Source organism: Amycolatopsis sp. cg5 (assembly GCF_041346955.1).
Lineage (GTDB): Bacteria > Actinomycetota > Actinomycetes > Mycobacteriales > Pseudonocardiaceae > Amycolatopsis.
In genome coordinates this window covers 3119998-3139703 of the sequence record NZ_CP166849.1, presented here as the reverse complement: position 1 = coordinate 3139703, position 19706 = coordinate 3119998, and the positions used below count along the sequence as shown (strand labels likewise).

At 69.6% G+C, this 19706-nt stretch carries 17 protein-coding genes, 1 pseudogene and 1 other annotated feature; of the genes and pseudogenes, 8 read left to right on the top strand and 10 right to left on the bottom strand.

Translation table 11 applies throughout. The features are described from left to right. Positions 1–8: 8 nt before the first annotated feature. The gene (locus AB5J62_RS14380; protein WP_370948698.1) at positions 9–1253 is read right to left on the bottom strand and encodes a sensor histidine kinase; all 1245 of its coding nucleotides are present in this window, start codon (positions 1251–1253) and stop codon (positions 9–11) included. Between the two features lie 67 nt (positions 1254–1320). On the opposite strand from AB5J62_RS14380, the gene AB5J62_RS14375 reads away from it, so the two are divergent. The 3 genes from AB5J62_RS14375 to AB5J62_RS14365 are packed head-to-tail and all read left to right on the top strand — an operon-like array spanning position 1321 to position 4189. Then, positions 1321–2949: a BTAD domain-containing putative transcriptional regulator gene (locus AB5J62_RS14375; protein WP_370948697.1), complete on the top strand. Its 1629-nt coding sequence runs from the start codon at positions 1321–1323 to the stop codon at positions 2947–2949. Continuing rightward, positions 2946–3530 carry a LuxR C-terminal-related transcriptional regulator gene (locus AB5J62_RS14370; protein WP_370948696.1) on the top strand — a complete coding sequence of 195 codons (585 nt, stop codon included), beginning with the start codon at positions 2946–2948 and terminating at the stop codon, positions 3528–3530. Before AB5J62_RS14375 ends, AB5J62_RS14370 begins: the two co-directional genes overlap by 4 nt. Beyond that, a complete protein-coding gene (locus tag AB5J62_RS14365) occupies positions 3530–4189 on the top strand; it encodes a response regulator transcription factor (protein WP_370948695.1) in 660 nt (219 codons plus the stop codon). The genes AB5J62_RS14370 and AB5J62_RS14365 overlap by 1 nt, the downstream gene beginning before the upstream one ends. A gap of 1 nt (position 4190) precedes the next feature. Here AB5J62_RS14365 and AB5J62_RS14360 read toward each other — a convergent pair whose 3' ends face one another. After that, entirely contained in the window at positions 4191–5309 is a 1119-nt protein-coding gene (locus tag AB5J62_RS14360; RefSeq protein ID WP_370948694.1) for a hypothetical protein, read from the bottom strand. Positions 5310–5311: 2 nt separating this feature from the next. Then, positions 5312–5989 (bottom strand): hypothetical protein, encoded by a 678-nt coding sequence (locus AB5J62_RS14355; protein WP_370948693.1) that lies wholly within the window; start codon positions 5987–5989, stop codon positions 5312–5314. A gap of 129 nt (positions 5990–6118) precedes the next feature. On the opposite strand from AB5J62_RS14355, the gene AB5J62_RS14350 reads away from it, so the two are divergent. Next, entirely contained in the window at positions 6119–6850 is a 732-nt protein-coding gene (locus tag AB5J62_RS14350; RefSeq protein ID WP_370948692.1) for a BTAD domain-containing putative transcriptional regulator, read from the top strand. Here the strand turns inward: AB5J62_RS14350 and AB5J62_RS14345 are convergent. The 3 genes from AB5J62_RS14345 to AB5J62_RS14335 form a co-directional block, all read right to left on the bottom strand. After that, on the bottom strand, positions 6843–7616 hold the full coding sequence (locus tag AB5J62_RS14345) for an FHA domain-containing protein (RefSeq protein ID WP_370948691.1): 774 nt from the start codon (positions 7614–7616) through the stop codon (positions 6843–6845). The genes AB5J62_RS14350 and AB5J62_RS14345 overlap by 8 nt on opposite strands. Positions 7617–7686: 70 nt before the next feature. Beyond that, positions 7687–8532: a dioxygenase gene (locus AB5J62_RS14340; protein ID WP_370948690.1), complete on the bottom strand. Its 846-nt coding sequence runs from the start codon at positions 8530–8532 to the stop codon at positions 7687–7689. 28 nt (positions 8533–8560) lie between these two features. Next, on the bottom strand, positions 8561–9256 hold the full coding sequence (locus AB5J62_RS14335; protein ID WP_370948689.1) for a hypothetical protein: 696 nt from the start codon (positions 9254–9256) through the stop codon (positions 8561–8563). Between the two features lie 94 nt (positions 9257–9350). Between AB5J62_RS14335 and AB5J62_RS14330 the strand changes: the two genes are divergently transcribed. Then, the gene (locus AB5J62_RS14330; RefSeq protein WP_370948688.1) at positions 9351–9761 is read left to right on the top strand and encodes a hypothetical protein; all 411 of its coding nucleotides are present in this window, start codon (positions 9351–9353) and stop codon (positions 9759–9761) included. Here the strand turns inward: AB5J62_RS14330 and AB5J62_RS14325 are convergent. Together AB5J62_RS14325 and AB5J62_RS14320 are read right to left on the bottom strand one after the other, a co-directional pair. Further along, on the bottom strand, positions 9755–10495 hold the full coding sequence (locus tag AB5J62_RS14325) for a DUF6597 domain-containing transcriptional factor (RefSeq protein WP_370948687.1): 741 nt from the start codon (positions 10493–10495) through the stop codon (positions 9755–9757). The two genes, AB5J62_RS14330 and AB5J62_RS14325, sit on opposite strands and share 7 nt — an antisense overlap. Positions 10496–10586: 91 nt before the next feature. Beyond that, a pseudogene (locus AB5J62_RS14320) lies at positions 10587–11814 on the bottom strand (IS3 family transposase). After that, positions 11408–11536: a sequence feature (AL1L pseudoknot), on the bottom strand. Its footprint overlaps the pseudogene before it by 129 nt. A 431-nt stretch (positions 11815–12245) precedes the next feature. Between AB5J62_RS14320 and AB5J62_RS14315 the strand changes: the two are divergent. Both AB5J62_RS14315 and AB5J62_RS14310 read left to right on the top strand, forming a co-directional pair. Next, positions 12246–12485 (top strand): hypothetical protein, encoded by a 240-nt coding sequence (locus tag AB5J62_RS14315; protein ID WP_370948686.1) that lies wholly within the window; start codon positions 12246–12248, stop codon positions 12483–12485. An 87-nt stretch (positions 12486–12572) separates the two neighbouring features. After that, the gene (locus tag AB5J62_RS14310) at positions 12573–13316 is read left to right on the top strand and encodes a trypsin-like serine protease (RefSeq protein WP_370950261.1); all 744 of its coding nucleotides are present in this window, start codon (positions 12573–12575) and stop codon (positions 13314–13316) included. A gap of 95 nt (positions 13317–13411) precedes the next feature. On the opposite strand, the gene AB5J62_RS14305 is transcribed toward AB5J62_RS14310, so the two are convergent. Continuing rightward, the gene (locus AB5J62_RS14305) at positions 13412–14560 is read right to left on the bottom strand and encodes a DDE-type integrase/transposase/recombinase (protein ID WP_370948685.1); all 1149 of its coding nucleotides are present in this window, start codon (positions 14558–14560) and stop codon (positions 13412–13414) included. A 130-nt stretch (positions 14561–14690) separates the two neighbouring features. Continuing rightward, the gene (locus AB5J62_RS14300) at positions 14691–16943 is read right to left on the bottom strand and encodes a BTAD domain-containing putative transcriptional regulator (protein ID WP_370948684.1); all 2253 of its coding nucleotides are present in this window, start codon (positions 16941–16943) and stop codon (positions 14691–14693) included. A gap of 171 nt (positions 16944–17114) precedes the next feature. On the opposite strand from AB5J62_RS14300, the gene AB5J62_RS14295 reads away from it, so the two are divergent. After that, positions 17115–19658, top strand: coding sequence for a LuxR C-terminal-related transcriptional regulator (locus AB5J62_RS14295; protein ID WP_370948683.1), 2544 nt, complete (start codon positions 17115–17117; stop codon positions 19656–19658). Positions 19659–19706: the final 48 nt, after the last annotated feature.

Below are 19706 nucleotides of genomic sequence, written 5' to 3'. Positions count from 1 at the left end.
CGGCGAGCCTACGAAGGCCGATCCATTCTCGATACATTTAGCGCGAGCTCGAAGATCGCGCCGCCGTCCTCGGCGTTGAACACCCGCAGCGTGCCGCCGTGCGCCAGCGCCACCCAGCGGACGATGCCGAGGCCGAGTCCGGACGACCCGCCGCCGCTGGCGAACGGCTCGAACATCTTCGCGGTGATCTCGGGATCGACACCGGGACCGTCGTCGGCCACCAGCACCCTGCCGTCGGCGAGCACCGAAACCCGAACGCCGCTTTCGGCATGTCGGATCGCGTTGACCAGCAGGTTCCGGATCGCGCGGCGCAGCAGCACCGGGTCGGCGTCGACCTTGGCGGCCTGCGTCGTGACGGTCACCGCCTTGCCGTCGGCGGGGGTGTCCTCGACCATGCCCTCCACCAGCTGATCGAGCCAGACCGGTTCGACGGCGAGCTTCTCGGCGCCCGACGCGACGCGGGCGCGCAGCAACGAGCCGTCGATGATGCCGCCCATCTCGCTCGCCAGCTTGACCGCGCGAGGCAGCAGTTCGGGCCGCAGGTCCGGGTGCCGCTGCGCGGTTTCGGCGAGGACACGGAGTTTCGCGACCGGCGCGCGCAGATCGTGCGCGACCTCGCCGAGCATGAGCTCCTGCTCGCGCAACGCGCTGGTGGCGGGCCGCATCGCGCGGCCTGCCAGCACGTGCCCGGCGAGCCCGAGCCCGCCGATCAGCACCGCGCAGCCGCCGGACACCTGCAGCAGCATCCGGTTGTGCCTGCTCGCTTCGGGTTCCGCGTCGGCGAGCGCGACCACGGCGCCGACGTACTCGCCGGTGCGCACCCGGAACGGCTCGGCCATGACCCGGATTTCCTTGCCGTCCAACGCTTTCCGATAGCCGGCCACGGGCGCGCGCTTGCCGACGGCCTCGGCGGCGAGCGCGCGCGGCAGCGACTCGTCGACCGCGACGCAGGGACGTTTGCTGGTGTATTGGGCGAACCGCATCGGTTCGACAGGCACGACGGCGAACTGCGGGCACCGGTCGTTGAGCGGATCGTTGGCCTCGTACCGTCCGTCCGCCTCGATCAGCCGCAGGATGGTCGAGCTGATCCGGCTCAGCTCCGCGTCGAGGCGCTGCCTGCCGTCGGCGGCGTCGGCGTCGATCAGCAGCCAGGCGAACACGACGAGGCCGAGCGCGTTCATCGCGGTGAAGAGCACGGTGAGCACGCGCCGGAGCCCGCGCAGCCGGTCGGAGCTCGACCCGATCAGACCCATCTGGGGACCCCTCCCAGCTCTGCTGGCTTCCAATCCTCTGGTAGCCGGAGTTACGCGGAGGTGTGTGGTGCTGTACGGAGTGCTCGGCAAGTTCGAGGCATACGACCGGAGCGGGGCGGCGGCCGTGGCAGGCGCCAGGAAGCCGACCATGCTGCTCGCCGCGTTGCTCCTGCACCCTAACGCCTGGGTCGGCGTGAATCAGCTGGTCGACGTCATCTGGCATGAACAGGACACGCCCGCGTCCGCCGAACAGAACCTCAAGACCTACGTCTGGCAGCTGCGCCGCGCGCTGACCGAGCTGCACGGCGGACACCGCATCGAAAGCCGGACCGGCGCGTACCGGATCAGGGTCGACCGGGGTGATCTCGACATCGGCGTCGCCGAGAATCTGGAGACCGCGGCCGACCATGCCCGCGTCAACGGCGACGCGGCGGGCGCGGTCACCTGCCTGACCGAAGCGTTGCTGTTGTGGCGCGGCGAGCCGTACGAAGGACTTCCCGACGAGCTGACCGCCTCGGCCGCGTCGCGCGCCGACCACCTCCGGCGGCGGCTGCGCGAGAAGCTGGCCGACGGTTACGCCTGCCAAGGCCGCCACGACGTCGCGGCCCGGCTACTACAGGTGCTGACCGAGGAAGACCCGCTGCAGGAAGGGTCGTGGGCACGCCTGATCCGCGCTCTGCACCGGTCAGGGCAGCGTTCGGAGGCACTCGCGGCTTATCAGCGCGCGAGAGCGGTGTTAAGCGCGGAGCTGGGCGTCGAGCCGGGTCCCGAGCTGATCGCCGCGCAGCGCAGCGCGCTCGCCGCCGAGTCCGGTCTCACCCGCCGCGACCTGCCGAGGACGGTCGCCGACTTCACCGGCCGCGAGACCGAGCTGAGCCAGATCCGCGCCGTGCTGGGCGGCACGACCAACGCGGTGCCCGTGGTCGTGCTCGACGGCATGCCCGGCGCGGGCAAGACCGCACTCGCCGTGCACGCGGCGCACGAGTCCGCCGCCGCCTACCCGGACGGTCAGCTGTTCGTCGACCTGCGCGCCGGCCTGCCGCCGTCGACGGTGCTGGCGCGGCTGCTGCGCGCGGCGGGCGCACCGGTGCCCGCCGACCCCGACGAGCGCGAAGCCGTGTGGCGCGGCGAACTCGCGGACCGCCGTCTGCTGCTGGTGCTCGACAACGCGGCCGACGCCGAGCAGGTGCGGCCGCTGCTGCCCGGCAGTCCGGGATGCGCGGTCGTGATCACGACCAGGAATCGCGCGCTGTGGCTACCCGGAGCGACCGCGCTGACCACTGAACCGCTCTCCGTCCACTACGCGCGGCAGCTTTTCCCCGGAGCACCCGGCGAGATCTTCACGCACTGCGGCGGCCTGCCCGCGGCGATCCGCGCGGTGACCGCCATGCTGCGCAACCGTCCACTCTGGACGATCGACGCGCTCACGGCCGAACTCGCCGCCCTGTTCGCGCCCTCGTTCGGCGAGCTCTCCCCCGCCGAGTCGCGCGTGATGGCACTCGGCGCGTCCCACATCCAGGTCGACGCGGCCACCACGGCCGAGCTGGCCGGCCTGGAAATCCCAGTGGCGCAAGAGGTTCTGGACTCGCTGTTCGCCAGGCACCTGATCACCCAGCCCTCGCCCGGCCGCTACAGCTGGCACATCGTGATCCGCGACCAGGTCAAGCACCAGGCACTGATCGGAGCGGCCCGATGACCGTGCTCGCGCCCGGTTTCCTCACCTCGGTGACGACCGAGGTCATCGCGATGACCACCGAGCGCGCGGCGCCGCGCACCCTCGCGACGCTGGCGGACAACTTCCGCCACGAGGTGAGCTACCGGATACTCGTGCCGGACCGGGTCCGGTTCACCACCGGCGTGAGCGCCAGGCTGAGCATGCTGTCGCTGGCGGGCGCCACCGTGCGGACGCTGCCCACCATCCCGGCCGACACCATGGTCCTGGACGGCAGCATCGCCGTCGTCCCCGGTTCGCCGTCGGGGTTCGCGGTACTCGACCTGCCGGACATCGCCGCGACGGCGGTCGAGCTGTTCGCCCGCATCTGGCGCACCGCGGTCCCGTTCCACTCGGCACCGCCGACCGAGTTGAGCACCCGCGAACGCGAGCTGCTGCACCTGCTTTCGGCGGGCTGCACCGACGAGGCGGCCGCTGCCAGGCTGGAGGTCTCGGTGCGCACGATCCGCCGCACGGTCGCCGACATCATGGCCCGCCTCGGCGCCCGCAGCCGCTTCCAGGCCGGCGCCAAGGCGGCCGACCGCGGCTGGCTGGTGGACCGCTGATGCGCGTGCTGGTCACCGAAGACGACCCCGACATCCGCCTCACGGTCGAGCTGGCACTGCGCGCGTCGGGACTGGCCGTCGACACCGTGCCCGATCTGCCGGACGCCGACGAGGCGTTGTACGTGAACGCCTACGACTGCGCGATCTTCGACCGCATGCTGCCGTCGGGCGACGCGCTGACCTACGTTTCCGCCAAGCGCGCCACCGGCTGGGCGATCCCGGTCCTGTTCCTCACCGCCCGCAACGGACCGGACGACATCGTCACCGGCCTGCGCGCGGGCGACGACTACCTGGTGAAGCCGTTCGACGTGGAGGAGCTGGTGTTCCGCGTGCGCAGCCTCTGCCGCCGCACGCCGATCGGCAACGCTTCGGTGCTTCGCTGCGGAGACCTCACCTTGGACACCGGCCGCCGCGAGGTCCGGCGCGCCGGCGTGCTGCTGACCTTGACGCGCACCGAGTTCGCGGTGCTCGAACGGCTGATGTCGAGCCCGGGGCACGTGGTGTCGCAGCCGGACCTCCTGCGGCACGGCTGGGACGAGATGCTCGACCCGGCCTCGAACGTGCTGCAGGTGTTGATGGCCCAGCTGCGACGGAAACTCCGCGAACCCGCGGTGATCCAGACGGTCAAAGGGCGTGGCTACCGCCTCACCGCGAGCTGACTCAGCGACCCCACCGCCTCGCGTCACGGACGCTGTCCGCCTGCTCGTCCGGAGACATCGACGGCCAGTCGAAAAAGCGGCCGCTTTGCGTGTATTCCGGTCCCGCGTAAACCTTCGCACCCCCGCCTACACCGACCGAGGCGCCACCTGACACGTTCTTCCCGTCTCTGGTGATCGAGCCCGACACCTCGCCACCCGCCACCGCGTGGACACCTACGCCACCGCTGACAGATTCGCCTGCGAGATCCTCGATGCCGGCCGTGGATCCTTCGACCCCAATCGATCCCGACACACCAATACCGGCAGCCAGTCCCACGCGCTCGCTGGTGGACCAGCCCAGGCCTTTGCTGTCGGCCACCAGGCAGCCTTTCGCCCCGGCGGAACTGACGACCGCGGCGAGCGCGCCGCCCGCGCACACGGAGACCGAACCTCGAGGTTTCTGCTCTTGCTTGGCATCGGGCCCGCTCTTGGCCGCCGAAACACTCGTCCGTCTCGCGTCACCAAGCTGGTCGGACACTGCGACACCGCCGCCGCCTGCCTTCTCGGGGAGCTTCTTCTTCATATCCTTGGTATCACGAGGCTTCTGCTTGTTCACCGCAGTACCCGTACTGGCGGGAAGCTTCTTCTTCGGATCCCTGGCATCTCGTGGACCTTGATCGGACGAAATCGCGACACCGCCACCACCCGCATTGTTGGGCAACCACCGAGAGCGCTTCACGTAGCTCTGCAGAGTGTCACCCGGCTCGAGGTACTTGAGCTTGTCCTTCGCCGATTTATCCGGTGTGACAGCGACTGGTCCCATAAAGGGCTTGGCCTTTTTCTTCTCCTGCTGTTGAGGAACAGGCGTGGCCTTCTTAGCCGGTACCAGAGGAGCCGGCGTCGCCTTCCTCGCATTCTCTGTTCGCCGTTTGCTCATCGCCCGCTTCTCGTCCTGCTGCTGTTTGGGCGTCCCGCCGGGCTCCGGCTTCGGTTGCGGTTTGGTGGCAGGAGGCGGGTCGGGCACCCGCAATGGCGCCGCCTGCGCGGCGGCCGCACCCATAACGGCGAAAGCCGCGGTCAGCAATCCGCCGGAAACCGTGTACAGGACCGTCTTCCCCAGATCAACCTTCGTGTCCTTCATGACTACCACCGGCTCACGGTGACCGAAGAGCTGGCCGAGCCGTCCGCGCTGGTCTTGGTGATCGTGCGGGTCTGGCCCGGCTTCACCTGCGACGAGTCGAGCGAGACGTGCACCTTGCCGCCGGGGTGCGCGATCGGCCTGGGCAGGACGTGCGGCTTCACGACCGGCTTCGGCTTCACGACCGGCTTGCCGTGCGGCTTGACGTGCGCGGGCTTGGTCAGCTTCGCGAGGTCGGCGCGGGCCTTCGCGGCTTCGATCCGGGCTTGGCGCAGATCGGACTTGGCCTGCTTGACCTTCGCGTCCGCGGCCTCGACGCGCTGCTTCGCCTTGGCGACCGTGTCCACTGTGGTCACGACCGGGACCATGCGCTTGAGCGGCGTGACGGAAGCCTTGCGCACCACGGGTTTCTGCACCTTCGCGGGCTTCTTCACCGACACCGGCTTCGACGCCGGGGCGACCGGGACCGGAGCCACCGCCGGCGCGACCGCCAGCGGTGCGACCGCGGGCGCGGGTGCCTGGGCCGGAGCGGCGGGCTTGGCAGGCGCCGGGTCGGCCACCGCGGTCGGCGCCTTCACCACGGCCGGTTCGCCGTCGCCGCCGAAGATCGCCACCGCCGCCACGCCGGCGCCTGCCGTGACCATCGTGGCCACGCCGTACTTCGAGAATCGCTTGAGGTCCATGGGAAGTCCGCCCTCGGGTCCACCAGCCGCGCCAGTCGCGGCCACACTTGGCGAGCACGATCCCGGAAGCCGGTTCACTGGCGATTCAGTGTCATCAAATCCTCATGTACGCGGAGAACAGTGAGCGGCATGCACTTCCACGTTCTCGGCCCGCTCGAAGCACGTTCGGCCGACGGGTCCGCCGTGAAACTGAAGCCGGGCAAGCCGACCAAGCTGCTGGCCGCGTTGCTGCTGCATCGCGGCACCTGGGTGAGCATGGACCGGCTGATCGACCTGATCTGGCAGGACCAGGCCGTCCCGGCGTCGGCGGCAGGCAACGTGAAGTCCTACGTCTGCGGGCTGCGCCGGGTGCTGCCCGAGCCGCGCATCGAAAGCCGGGATGGCGCGTACCGGGTGAGCATCCGGCCGGACGAGGTCGACGCCGACCTGGTGACCACGCGCGCCGCCGAGGCCAGGCTCATGCTGGCCGACGGTGACGCCGCCCGCGCGGTCGCGCTGCTCACCGGCGCGCTCGACCTGTGGCGCGGCATGCCGTTCGGGGATCTCACGGCGGACGACCGCGCGCCCGAGGTCGCCAGGCTCGACGAGGTGCGCTGGGAGCTGCGTGAGCTGCTCGCGACGGCCTGCCAGACGCTCGGGCGGTCGGCCGAGGCGATCGGCCTGCTGCGCGCGATGACCTGCGACGACCCGTTGCGTGAGGACATCTGGACGCGGCTGATCTCGCTGCTGCACGAGGCCGGGCGGCGCGGCGAGGCGATCGCGACGTTCCGGCGGGCGCGCTCGGCGATCGTGCGTGATCTCGGCGTCGAACCGGGCGCCGAGCTGAGCGGCGCCCACCGGATGGTGCTCGGCGTCAGCTGAGCCGGTCGAGGAGCATGAGGTCGGGCGGGACGATCGTCGTCGACAGCACCAGCTCGCGCAGGAGGTTGTCGTTGAGCGTGTTGCCGACGGGCTCACCGACCTCCTCGCGGCGCAGGCCGAAGACGCCGCCGTCGGAGAGGCGTTTGCGGACCGCGGCGACCATGTGCTCGACACGCTTGACGCCCCAGCCCGCGTCCGGCTGCAGCTCGTCGAGGATCTCGGCGGCCTGCTGGCGCGCGACCGGCTGCGGCTGGGCCTCGTGCAGCAGATACCGCTGCCCGAGCACGACCATGAGCAGGCGCTCCTCCTCGGTGAGCCGCCAGCGGCGCGGCGGCTGGGTCACCGCCTCATGCCTGGTCGGCGGGCGGATGCCATCGACGCCCGCGACGTAGAGCTCCAGCAGGTGCTCGCGGCGCGGCGAGCTGCGCACGAAAAGCGGGGTGTAGCCGTCGGGCAGCGGCACCGGGTCCTCGCTGCTGGACAGCCAGCGGCTCGACGGCAGCCGCAGCGGCAGCTGGCCGGTGTTGCTGACCCACCACTGGCCGTCCTGCCTGGTCAGCAGCCCGTGCCGCCTGCTGACGCGCAGGTCGTTCTCGCCGACGCAGATGTCGACCTCAGGCCGGTTGCGGCCGAAGCTGATCGTCCGGCCCTCGACCGGCGCGACCGTCAGCCCGCCGGTCAGCGACAACGCCGAAACCGAACCGGGGTCCGCGCTCACCCCCAGCGCGAGGCTGTCATGGGACGTGGTGAGCCGAATGCCTGCCATGGCGGCCTCCTTTGAATCAGGTGTCTGGCAGTCTGCCAACGGCGCTCGGGGACCCCTCCCAACCAGCGGTTCAGCCGATCCGGAAGGTGAACTCCAGCGACCGCCAGTCACCGCCCGGCACCCGGCCGTCCGGCGCAGGCCCGGTCCGCTCGGCGAACTCGGCGATCAGCTCCTCCTTGACGCCGAACACCGTATCGCTGTCGAGATACCTCCCACCGCGCACGAACAGCTGGGTGATGAGCCGGGGATGACCCTCCGCCTGGATGAGGAAATGCAGGTGCGGCGCGCGGAACGGGTGCCTGCCCGTCTCGGCGAGCAGCTCGCCGACCGGCCCGTCACCCGGCACGGGGTATTCGTGCGGCAGGATCGACCAGAACCGCAGCCTGCCGTCACCATCGGTGTGGAACCTGGCGCGCAGCACCGGCCCGTCGAGTTCGGGCAGCTGGACGTCGTAAAACCCGTCCTCATTGGACTGCCAGACGTCGACCACGGCGTCCGCGAGCGGTTTACCGTCGGTGTCGGTCACTTGGACGTCCACCCAGAGCGGTGTGCCGGGCAGGCCGTCGGCGATGTCGTCACCGTGGGCTCGCGGCGGCGGTCCTTCGACGTAGAACGGCCCGAGCACGGCCGACGGCGTGGTGTCCGGGCTCCGCGAGTTCATCAGCAGGTCGACCATGCTCGACACGCCGAGCACGTCGGACAGCAGCACGAACTCCTGCCGCTTGTCGTCGGTGAGGTGCCCAGCGCGGGTGAGGAAGTCGATGGCGCGCGACCATTCGCGCTCGGTGACCTCGTGCTCGGTCACGTACTCGTGCAGCGTCCGCACCAGCCCGGTGAGCAGCTCACGCGTCCGCGGGTCCGGCGTGCCGTCGAAGCTCGCGACGACCTGCTCGGTCAGCCACGTGGTGGGTTCCATCCCACCAGATTGCACCCTTTCCCGGAGATCATCCAACCCGGAAGTGGTCCTTGGCAGGCGAAACGAACGACAGCACCACGGCGGCGGCGAACGCCATCAGCTGGACGACAGCGCAGGTGACGTACGCGGGAGTGTCGAAAGTGCTGGCGTCGACGATGACGGCCACCTCGAACGCCGCGCACACCGCGCCGGTCACCAGCAGCGTGACCCGCGCCCACCGCCGCCCGAACCGGAACTCCCGGACCACCCAGAACCAGGCGGCGAGTTTCGCGCCACTGTGCCGCCCGCTTTCGTAGCGCCGGAACCAGCCGTGGGCGGACGGCGTGAAGGACAACACCACCGCCACGATCATGCTGAGCACGCGGACGAGTTCGACCACCACCGCGAAGCGGTCGACACCCGGGAAATCCGACCGGATCACCCCCACCGCCATCGCGTCGACGATCAGCGTCCAGCCGAAGTAGACGGTCAGCCCGGCGAGCACCACCCGCGCGAGCGGCAGGCCCCTGTGGTACTGCCAGAGCGTCCAGCCTGCGGAACAGACCAGCACTATCGCGCTGCCCAGGACGCCGGTGCCCTGCCCGCTCGGCCTGCCCGCCGACGGCTCGGGCAGGTGCACGAGCCCGAGCAGCACGACCAGCAACGTCAGCCCCACCGCCCAGATCCACAGACCGAACGCCAGCCTGAGCGGCATGGGACGGGTGATCACCTGGTCTTCGGTCATGGCGGTGAGGGTAAACCCGGGCTTTCGGGAGCGGTCCCGCCCGATTTCGGCGATTCGCGAGCGGCTGGGACGGTTCGTACGGTTTGCTGTCGCTGTGCAAAGAACCGTCGCCACCATCCTGGTGCTGCTGGGCGCCGCCGCGGCACTCGCCGGCTGCTCCAGCAACGAGAGCAAGTTCGTCAGTGAGCTGAAGGCCGCGGGTTTCCCCAACCCGACGGGCGCGCACACCGAGACCGAGAAGAAGACCAAGAAGGTCGGCACCCGGACGATCAAGTCGTCCGAGAAGACCCTCGAAGCCATGGTCCGTCTCAACGGCTGCGACCTCGAGTTCGCGAAGTCCGTCGGCAAGCCCGGCTACTGGCTCGACGAACTCCACGTCAACGGCCAGGAGCCCGACTGGCCAGGCTACCCCGAGAACCTGCGCCGCGATCAGGTCGTCGCGCTGCTGGCGAGTTCCTCGGCCAAGCCGACCGGGTTCTCCGACTGCTACCGCCCCACTCAGTAGCGCTCGGCGTACCGCGTGGGCGGTTCGCCGAACATTTCCTTGAAGTCGCGGGCGAAGTGGGCCTGATCGGCGTACCCGAGTTCGACGGCGAGCGAGGCCCAGTCGATCTCGGCCCCCTTCGCCAGCCGCTCGGTGACCTCGTGCAGCCGGTATCGCCTGATCACCCACTTCGGCCCGATCCCGACGTACTCGGCGAACAGCCGCTGCAACCCGCGAACGCTGGTCCCCCACTGCTTCGCGAGCAGGTCGACCCTGGCGATCTCCGGCCGCGCCGCGATGAACGCGACGATGTCGGCGGCCTCGTCGGCTCTGGGATCGGCCTCCGGCAGCCGTTCACGCAGGAACTCTTCGACGGACTCGACGTCGATTCGGCTTGGCACCGCACCGAAAACCTCGCGCGCGTCGATCTCACGATCCATGATCGCCGACACCGGCGCGCCGAGGAACGGCCGGAACCCGCCGGGCCGGAACTCGACGCCGAACACTCTGCTCCGGCCTTCGAGCACCTTGATCCGGTGGCCGCTGCTCACGCCGTTGACCACGGCGTCGCCGTCGCGGAAAGTCAAGTGCACCTTGGGGTAGGGCACGACCAGCTGCCGGTACGGCTCGTCGTAGTCCCAGGTCACCACCCAGAACCTCGCCACGAACCGCGCGAGGTCCGGCGACGGGCTCGGGAACTCATGGCGCTGGAACCGCGTCCACGCACCGCCCAGCCCTCGCGCATCCCTGGTCACGCCGCGCAGTCTATTTGAGCGGAAAGCCAAACGGTGGCGAGTGCTGGTCGATCTGAACCGCCCCGGGTTCGGTAGAGACTCGTTGTTGGGGTCAGGCGACCAGGCTGATCAGGTCACCTGACTCGTACAGGGTCTCGAACTCGACGGGTGGTCGGCCGCCGCACGCTCCATGGAGTCGCTGGTTGTTGTACCACTCGACCCACGCTGCGGTGGCGACGTCGACTTCTTGTTTATTGTGCCACGGCCCGTTCGGTTTAATCAACTCGGTTTTATAAAGACCGATGGCAGATTCCGCGAGTGCGTTGTCCAGAGCGTCGCCAACTGTGCCGATCGACGCGTCGATACCCGAATCGATAAGATGCTGCGTGAACCGGAAAGAAGTATATTGACTTCCGGCGTCGGAATGGTGAATCAACTTTTCTTGCCCCTCGCTCCACCGGTAGTCCCTATGCCGCAACCCCTGCTCGATAGCGTCGAGCACCAGATCGGTTTCCTTGGACATACTCACGCGCCAGCCGACGATCTTGCGGGAGAACACGTCAATGGCGAACGCGACGTAGACCGCGCCCGCCCAGGTCGCGACGTAGGTGAAGTCCGCTACCCACAACCGATTCGGCGCACCGGCGGCGAACTGGCGTCTCACCAGGTCCGCGGCGCGGACACCATCAGGATCGGACACCGTCGTGCGCACCGTCTTCCCCCGGACCGCGCCGCCAGGCCCAGCGCGCGCATGAGCCGCTCCACCCGGCCCCGCCCGACGGCGACGCCCTCACGGTTCAGCTGCCACCATATTTTCCGGGCACCATACACCCGATAATTATCGTCATACACACGTCGGATTTCCTTTTTCAGTTCCTCGTCGCGAACTTCCCTCGCCGATACCGGGCGAGAGAGGGCGGCATAATAAGTGGACGGAGCGATCTTGATCCCGAACTCGGTCAGCACGGCACAGATCGGCTCGACTCCGAACCGGTCCCTATATTCCGTGATGAACGTTACGAGCGTGGCGGTCGAGGGTCGAGCTCCCTCGCGAAGAAAGCCGACGCCGCCTTCAGAATCTCGTTCGCCCGCCGCAACTCACGATTCTCCCGCTCCAACTCCCGGATCCGCTGCTCCTCCTCGGTCGTCACACCCGACCGCGCCCCCTGATCGGTCTCAGCCTGCCGCACCCACCGGCGCAGGCTCTCCGCCGACACCCCGACCTTCGCTGCGATCGACGTGATCGCCTCCCACTGCGACGAATACTGCTCTACCTGCTCAAACACCAGCGCAACCGCGCGCTCACGCACCTCACGCGGATGCCTCGAAGACCGGGCCATAACTCCATCCTCACTCACACGATGGAGCCTCCATCAAACCCGGGGCGGTTCAATCCGGACCTGGCTTGGTAGCGGGGGCGTGAGCGTTGCGGGTGTCAGGGCTGAGGTGAGGGGACCCCTCGGTGCGCGCGTCGCACCCGGGGGTCCCCTCACTTCACATCCGCCCTTCCCTTCAATAGTCCGCGCGAGTGGAAGGTTTGCTCCGTTAGATGCAGAAATTCTTCCACTCGCTCGACCCACCCACCACCACACACAAGCCCCGTTCATGCGAACGGCCAAGCCCAAGCCAAGCGGGGGTCGTGAGCGCTTCACCTCAACCAGGCGCACCACACCCTCGATCGGGTGAGTCTCGCGGAAGATCATTTTGACTGGCGTGTCCGCCGGGTATTCCCAGCTCACAGCAGTTCCCAGGCCACAAAGGAGCGTCAGCCATGAAAAAGTTCGCCATCCTCGCCGCGACCGTCGCCGCGGCCGGTGTCCTGTCCGCCGCGCCCGCCTCCGCGGACCCGGTGCCCAACCAGCCCGGGTACGTCTTCGCTGGTTGCGTGCTCACGCTCGGCGGAATCTCGATCTGCGCCGAGACCGATTTGGACCATGCCAACCACATCTGCGCGCTGACCCCGTTCGGGGTGCTGAACCTGTACGGGTGCATGCCTTTCAACAAGCCCTGATCGAGCCATCCAGAAGACGGGGCCGCGTGCCGATGGGGCGGAGTAAGGTTTTCCGCCCCGGCACGGGGCTCGTCGAAGGAGGAAGTCCTGCGCGCCAGGTCGCTCGTTTCCGCTGTCTCACTCGTCTGCGTCACCGCGGGCGCGGCACCCGCGTTCGCGGTGGCGCACGGGTCCGATGTGCCACCGGGACAGTTCGGGTTCGCCGCGAAGCTGACCATGACCGGCATTCCGCGGCCCACCGGCACCACGTACTCCAGTGCCTGTTCCGGCTCGCTCGTGTCGGCGCAGTGGGTGTTGACGTCCAGCCACTGTTTCCATGACATCAAGGGAAATCCCGTCTCCGGCCCGTCACCGTATCCGACCACGGTGACGGTCGGCCGCACCGACGAGGCCGACGCTTCGGCGGGCGCGACCCGTCAGGTGGTCCGGGTCGTGCAGGCCACCGGGAGCCCGGCCGCGCTCGTCCAGCTCGACGCGCCGGTCACCGGTGTGGCGCCGCTGACCGTGCGCCGCACCGTGCCCGCCGTGCACGAGAAGCTGACGCTCGCGGGCTGGGGCAGCACGGAAAAGGACGCCAAGGCGTCGACGAAACTGCAGCAGGGCACCGTCGAGGTCGGCACGATCGGTGAGAAGACGCTCGGCGTGCGCGGGGTGGCGCCGTCGGCCATGACCAGTGCCTGCCGCTATGACTCGGGCGCGCCGTACTTCGTCGGGCAAGAGCTGGTGTCGATCGAAAGCAGCGGGCCGGACTGCCCGCACGACAAGCTCGAAACGACCGTGCGGGCGGACGTCCTGGCCGACTGGATCGCTTCGCAGGTCGCCCAGGGTTAAGAGCTCGTGAGTGGTATGGCCGGTTCTAACCGGTTGTCATGTTTCAGCACATTCTGAACAGATGTGTTTCGGCACATCGTGGACAGTTTGTGTGGTTAGTGGCGTTGGTAGCGTACTTGTCTGTTGAGGGTGAGTTCGCGGGCGATCGTGTCGCCGATGAGGATGGTGACGCGGTCGCCTTGCCAGAACACGGTCGCGGTGGTGTGGGCGTGGGCGCGGCCGATGGGGATGTGGCAGCCGTGGAGTTGGAGGACTCCGTTGCTGGCGACGGGTCGGGTGACGCGGCCTGCGGGTGCGCGGCGGCTGGTGTCGGGTTGGGCTTTTGTGGTGGCGTCGTAGCGTTGCTGAGGGGTGTGTCCGCCGATGCCTTGGTGGCGGCGGTTGTTGTAGATGTGGCGGTATTTTTCAAGCAGGGCTTGGAGTTCGGGCAGGGTTGTGGGCGTGGGCCGGGCGCTCAGCCAGCGGCGCAGGGTGCTGTGGACGCGTTCGTTCTTGCCGCAGGTTTGCGGGTGCCTGGGGGTGGAGGCGATGGTCTGGATGCCGTGGGTGGCGAGGGCGCGTTCGGTTTCGGCGAGGTAGCCGCGGCATTTGCCGCTGAACGCGGTTCCGTTGTCCGAGAGCAGTCGTGCGGGGTGGCCGTAGCGGGCGAACGCCAGCTCGAGCGCGGTGAGGGTGTCGGCGGTGTTCTCGCTGGCCGCGGCGTGGGAGCCGACGTCGAGACGGGAGTGGTCGTCGAGGATCTGGATGATGCAGACCTTGGTGCCGTCGTCGAGGCAGACGTCGAGGCCGTCGATCTGCCAGCAGGCGTTGGGTGCGTCGAATTCGAAGCGGCGCCTGCCGCGAGGTGGGCGTTTGCGGGGTTCGCGTGTGATCTGGCCCCGGTCGAGCAGGATGCGGTAGATCGAGGACTGTGAGGGCAACGGGACGAACCCGGCGTCTTCCAGCCGCCAGAGGATCGACAGGGCGCCATTGTCCAGGCCTTGATCGGCTAGCTCTTTGCGGGCGCGCAGCACCGCCTCGCCGACCGTGCCGGGCAGGGCGTTCGGGTGGTGGTGCGGGGCGGTGCTGCGCGGGGTGAACCCGTCGGCACCTTCGGCCCGGAACCGCTCTACGTAGTGGTAGAACGTGCCGCGGGAGACGTCATGCTCGTCACAGAACCGGGCCACGTTGATCTTCTCGCCGTGCGCCTTGCGCGCGACAGCGGCAACGAACTCAGGATCCATCGAAAACCCAGTTCCGCTCATCAACGCGATGATCAACACCGAAGTGCCGATCACCACGCCGACGAGCCGATCAAGTGTTCACGATGTGCTGAAACATCAACTGTTCAGTATGTCCTGAACTCAGACAGCCGGTTCTAACCGGTCATACCACTCACGACCCCCCGAACGCGCGTTGCAGCTTGTCGGCGCGTTCCGAGCGTGGCAGCTGGGCGGACGCGACCTCGCGCGCGAGCGGGTGCTCGAACACGTACCCGCCGCCAGAGCGGCGCAGGAAACCCAGCCGTTCGACCTGCGTCAGCGCGTCCGCGACTTCGGCCTCGTCGCGTCGCCCGACGGACGCGACGGTCTCGGCCGAGAACGGCTCCGGGACCACGGAAGCGTCCAGCAGCACCGTTTTCTCGGCCGGCGACACCATGTCCAGCTGCGACGCGAGCACGCTGTGCACGCCTGCGGGCACCGGGAATTCCCCGCGCACGTCGCCTGCCAGCAGTTTCGCGTACTCGGCCGCGAACAGCGGGATGCCGCCCGCGCGGCCCGCCAACGCGTCGCACAGCTCGGGCAGACCGGCACGGTCCGCTCCCTCGCGGGACGCCAGGTCGAGCAGGATCTCCGCCGTCGCGTGCTCGCTGAGCGGATCGAGCGTGGTCATGGTCGTGTGGCGACGGCCGCCGCCCCAGGCCGGACGGCGCCGCAGCAGCTCGGGGCGCGCGGTCGCGATGACGAGCAGCGGCACCGACGGCAGCCGGTCGGTGAGGGTTTCGACGGCCGCGAGCAGCACGTCGTCGGCCCAGTGCAGGTCTTCCAGCACCACCACGACCGGGCCGTCCACCGCGGCCGACTCGACGTGGCGGCACCAGGCCGCGAAGTCCGCGCCCGGCTCGCCGATCATGGCCGCGAGCGGCAGATACGGGGAATCGGCCGTGAACGGCGAGGTGAAACCCGACAGGCAGGCGACGGCTTCGCGGTTCGCGCAGACCTGGCGGCCGAATTCGGCGACGAGCCTGCTCTTGCCGATGCCGGGACGGCCGATGACCGTGAGCAGATGCGGCCGCCGCAGGTCACGGACCTGGCCGAGCAGGCTGCGCAGCAGCTGCAGCTCGTGGACGCGGCCGATCAGCGGCCCGGCGCCGGGCTCGCGGGTTTCGGCGGGCGCGACGGCCAGCTCGCCGTCGAAGACGATCCGCCCGTCGGCCGCGCGGCGGGTGGCTTCGGACGCGACGATCGAGCCGGCGGCGCCCAGCAGCAGCAAAGCCGAGTCCAGCACGGCGCCGGTCACGACCGGCGCCGCCGCCAGGTCGCCGCGCTGGAACCGGGTCAGCGCGCCGCCGGTGGACACCGCGATCCTGACTTCGGAGCCGTCGAGCCGGTCGCGGATGGCCAGCGCGGCACGCACCGCGCGCTCGGCGTCGTTGTCGTGGGTGCGGGGAACGCCGAACAGCGCGAGGAACATCGAGCCGATGGCGCCGCCGCCGACACCGCCGAACCGGCGAACCTCGTCGCTCACCAGCGTGGCGATCTCGGGCAGCGCCTCGTCGACGTCCTCGGGGTCCGCGTCGGCGGGCGTGCTGACATGCACCAGCAGCACGCTGACCTGCTTGCGTTCGAGGCTGACGTCCGGCGCCGCCGCGACCACCGGCTGCCGCGGGCCGACCGTGAGCGACAGGTCCTGGTTGACGATCATGCTCTGCAGCGCGCGCAGCTCGCGGCCGGGTTCGATGCCCAGGTCGTCGACCAGCAGCGCCTGCGTCCGCTGATAGACGTCGAGCGCCTCGGCCTGGCGGCCCGCCCGGTAGAGCGCCACCATCAGCTGCCCGCACAGCCGTTCGCGGCGCGGCTCGCGCACGACGAACTCGCCGAGTTCGGCCAGCACCTCGTGATGCCTGCCGCAGGCCAGTTCCGCCTCGAAGCAGTCTTCGACAGCGCCCAGTTTGGCGATCTCCAGCGCGCTGAGTTCCGACCAGTTCAGCCCGGTTTCGACCAGATCCGAGAGCGCCGGGCCACGCCACAGCGCCAGCGCCGCGCGCAACGCGGTGGCCGCCTGCTTCGCCGAACCCGCCGCCAGGTCCGTCCGCGCCTTTTCGACGAGGCGCTGGAATCGGTGCAGGTCAAGGGACTCCGGGTCCAGGCGCAGCAGGTAGCCCGGCGCGTGGGTGAGCAGCACCGGCGCGTCGGTCGACGCCGTCGCGAGCATCCGGCGCAGCGCCGAGACCGCGTTCTGCACCATCTTGCGTGCCGACGGCGGCACGTCGCCGCCCCACAGCGCCTTGACCACGTGGCTCATCGGCACCACTTTGTTGGCGTGCAACAGCAGATAGCCGAGCACGGCGCGCTGCTTCACCCCGCTGAGTTCCACGACCTCGGCCTCATCGACGATCTCCAGCGCGCCGAGAACCTTGAATTCCACGTAACCCCACCCTCGCCGTCCACTTCCTCACATGGTCACACGGCGGCCACTGCCCGGGAACTGCGGAACTCCACAGGATACGTGATATATGACATACTCCATCCGATGTATGCGATGGCAGGCAAGGGGAAATCCTTTACCCGCAGGCCAACACGCCCTACCCTCGCCACCGTGGATCTCGCCGAAGTCACGTACCGAAGGCGGCTCCACGGCAGGGACCGGGAACTCGACCTGCTCGCGGGTCACCTGGCGCGGATCGGCGCGGGCGAGCCAGCAGTGGTCACCCTCGCCGGGGCTGAGGGCAGCGGCAAGACGGCGTTGCTGACGGCAACCGCGGAACTGGCCGAAACCGAAGGCTTCCTGGTCCTTTCCGCGCGCGCCGCGAAAGCGGAACGGGACTTCCCATTCGGCATCGTCCGGCAGCTGCTGGACTGTTCGCTGCCATTGCCGCTCGACGACGACGGCCAAGCCCAGCTCCACGGCTGGTGGCTGTGGCTTTCGGCGCATCTCGCCGAGCGCTTTCCCGTGCTGCTGCTGGTCGACGACGCGCAGCTGGCCGATCCGCAGTCCACCCGATGGCTCGGCTACGTGGCCAGGCGGCTGGCGGCCGGGCACCGGATCGGCATCCTGCTCACGGGCACCCCGGCCGGTCTCGACGGCCCGCCGTCACACCGGCTCACCCTCGGCGGGCTCGATCCGCTGGCCTGCGAACGGATGATCGCCGACGAGCTCGGCGCCGACGTGTGCCCGGCGTTCGCGCAGACCTGCCAGGTGGTCAGCGCGGGCAGCCCGGCCAGGATCGGCGCGCTGATCAGGACCTGCCTCGAAATCCGGCCGAGGCGGCTCGATCTCGCCGCGTTCGGCACGCCGGAGCTGAGCGAGCTGGTGCAGCGCGTGCTCGCCGACGAGGACCCGGCGCTCGTCTCGTTCGCGCGGACCGTCGCCGCGCTCGACGACGTGCCGACCGACCTCGACCTCGCGGGCGCGGTCGCCGGGCTCGCCCCGTCCGGCACGCAGGAGGCGGCCAAACGGTTGCGGGAACTGCGTTTTCTGACAGGCACGAAGAAAGCCACGTTCGCCGACCGTGGCGTGCGGGTGGCGATCGCCGCCGGGCTGAGTCCGGCGGACCGCGAGGACGCGCACGTCAAGGCCGCGCGCATGCTGCACCGCGCGCAGGCTCCGGACCGGCTGGTCGCCGCGCACATCCGCAAGACCACGCGGATCGAGGAGCACTGGGTGGCCGATGTACTGGTCGACGCGGCGCGCGCCGCGCTCGCCGACGGCGAACCCCGCGAGGCCGTCGCCCAGCTGCGCCGTGTGCTGCGCGAGCCGGTCCCGCCGGAGCGGCGCGCGGCCGTGCTGTTCGAACTCGGCGCGGCCGAGGTGCACGTCGATCCGGCGGCGGCCGTGCGCACACTGACCCAGGTGGTCGGGACCGTCCGCGAACCGGACCGGCTGGCACGCGCGACCGAGCTGCTCTCCGACGCGCTCTGGCTGTCGGGCCGCTGGAACGAAGCGCTCGACGTGCTGCGCAAAGCGGTGGGGCGCTGGGCGGTCAGCCTGCCCACGCTGGCGGCCGACCTCGAGGTCGGCGTCCTCTACCAGTCACGCCACGACCCGCAGGCCGTGGTCGAGATCCCGCGGCGGCTCGCCGAACTCGGTCACACCTCCGCGGCGGGCACGCGGCGGCTGAACGCGTTCATCGCCGCTCGCGACTCGGTGACCGGCGCCGTGCCTGCCGTCCGGCGGCTCGCGCTGGCGAACGGCCCGACCGGGCCGATCACCGGCCTCGGCGAGCTGCGGGCGTTCGGCGCCGTGGTGGGCGCGTTGACCAACATCGAGGAGTACGACCTCGCGCTCCTGCTCTGCGAGAAGGTGCTCGACGACGGTGACCGCGGGCTGCCGCTGGCGACCGGCATCGCGCTGGTGAACCGCGCCGAAATCCACTACCAGCGCGGAGAACTCACCGCCGCGGCCGCCGACCTCGCCACCGCGTCGGCCAAACTGTCCATAGTGGACATCCGGGACGTGCTGCTCGACGGCATCCGGCTGCGGCTCGCCGCCGCGCTCGGCGACCGCAAGGAGATCGACCGGCTGCGCGCCCGGCACCGGACCATCGTGATGACCACCTACCTGCGCGGGTGCCTGATGCTGCACGCACGCGGCCTGCTGCACGCGGCGGCGGGCGACCACGCGGCCGCGCTCGCCGACCAGCTCGACTGCGGCAGGCGGCTGGCGCACCTGGGCCGCGCCGACCATCCCCAGACGCCGTGGCGCACCGCGGCCGCGCTCGCCCACTTCGAACTGGGCAACCAAGAGGAAGCCTTGGCACTGGCCGAAACCGAGCTCACGTCGGCACGCGAGCGGAACCTCCCGCGCAGGCTGGGTGTCGCCCTGCGCGTCGCCGGTACCGTGCGCGACTCCCCCGCGTTGCTCACCGAGGCCGTCGAGGTCCTCAGCCGCTCGCAAGCCCGCCTGGAGCTGGCACGCGCGCAGGCGAGCCTCAAGCTCACCGAGCCGGAGCACACCCTGACCGAACGCGAGCGCGACGTCGCCGCGCTCGCCCAGAAAGGCTGGAGCAACCCCGAAATCGCCACGGCACTCGTCCTGACCAGGCGCACGGTCGAGTTCCACCTGACCAACATCTACCGCAAGCTCGACATCTCCCGCCGCGGCCAGCTCGCGGGCAAGCCCCCGCTCAAAGGGCCGGGATAAAGCGGGCTTTACTCCGCGGAGTAAAGCGGGCTTTATCCCCGGGGATAA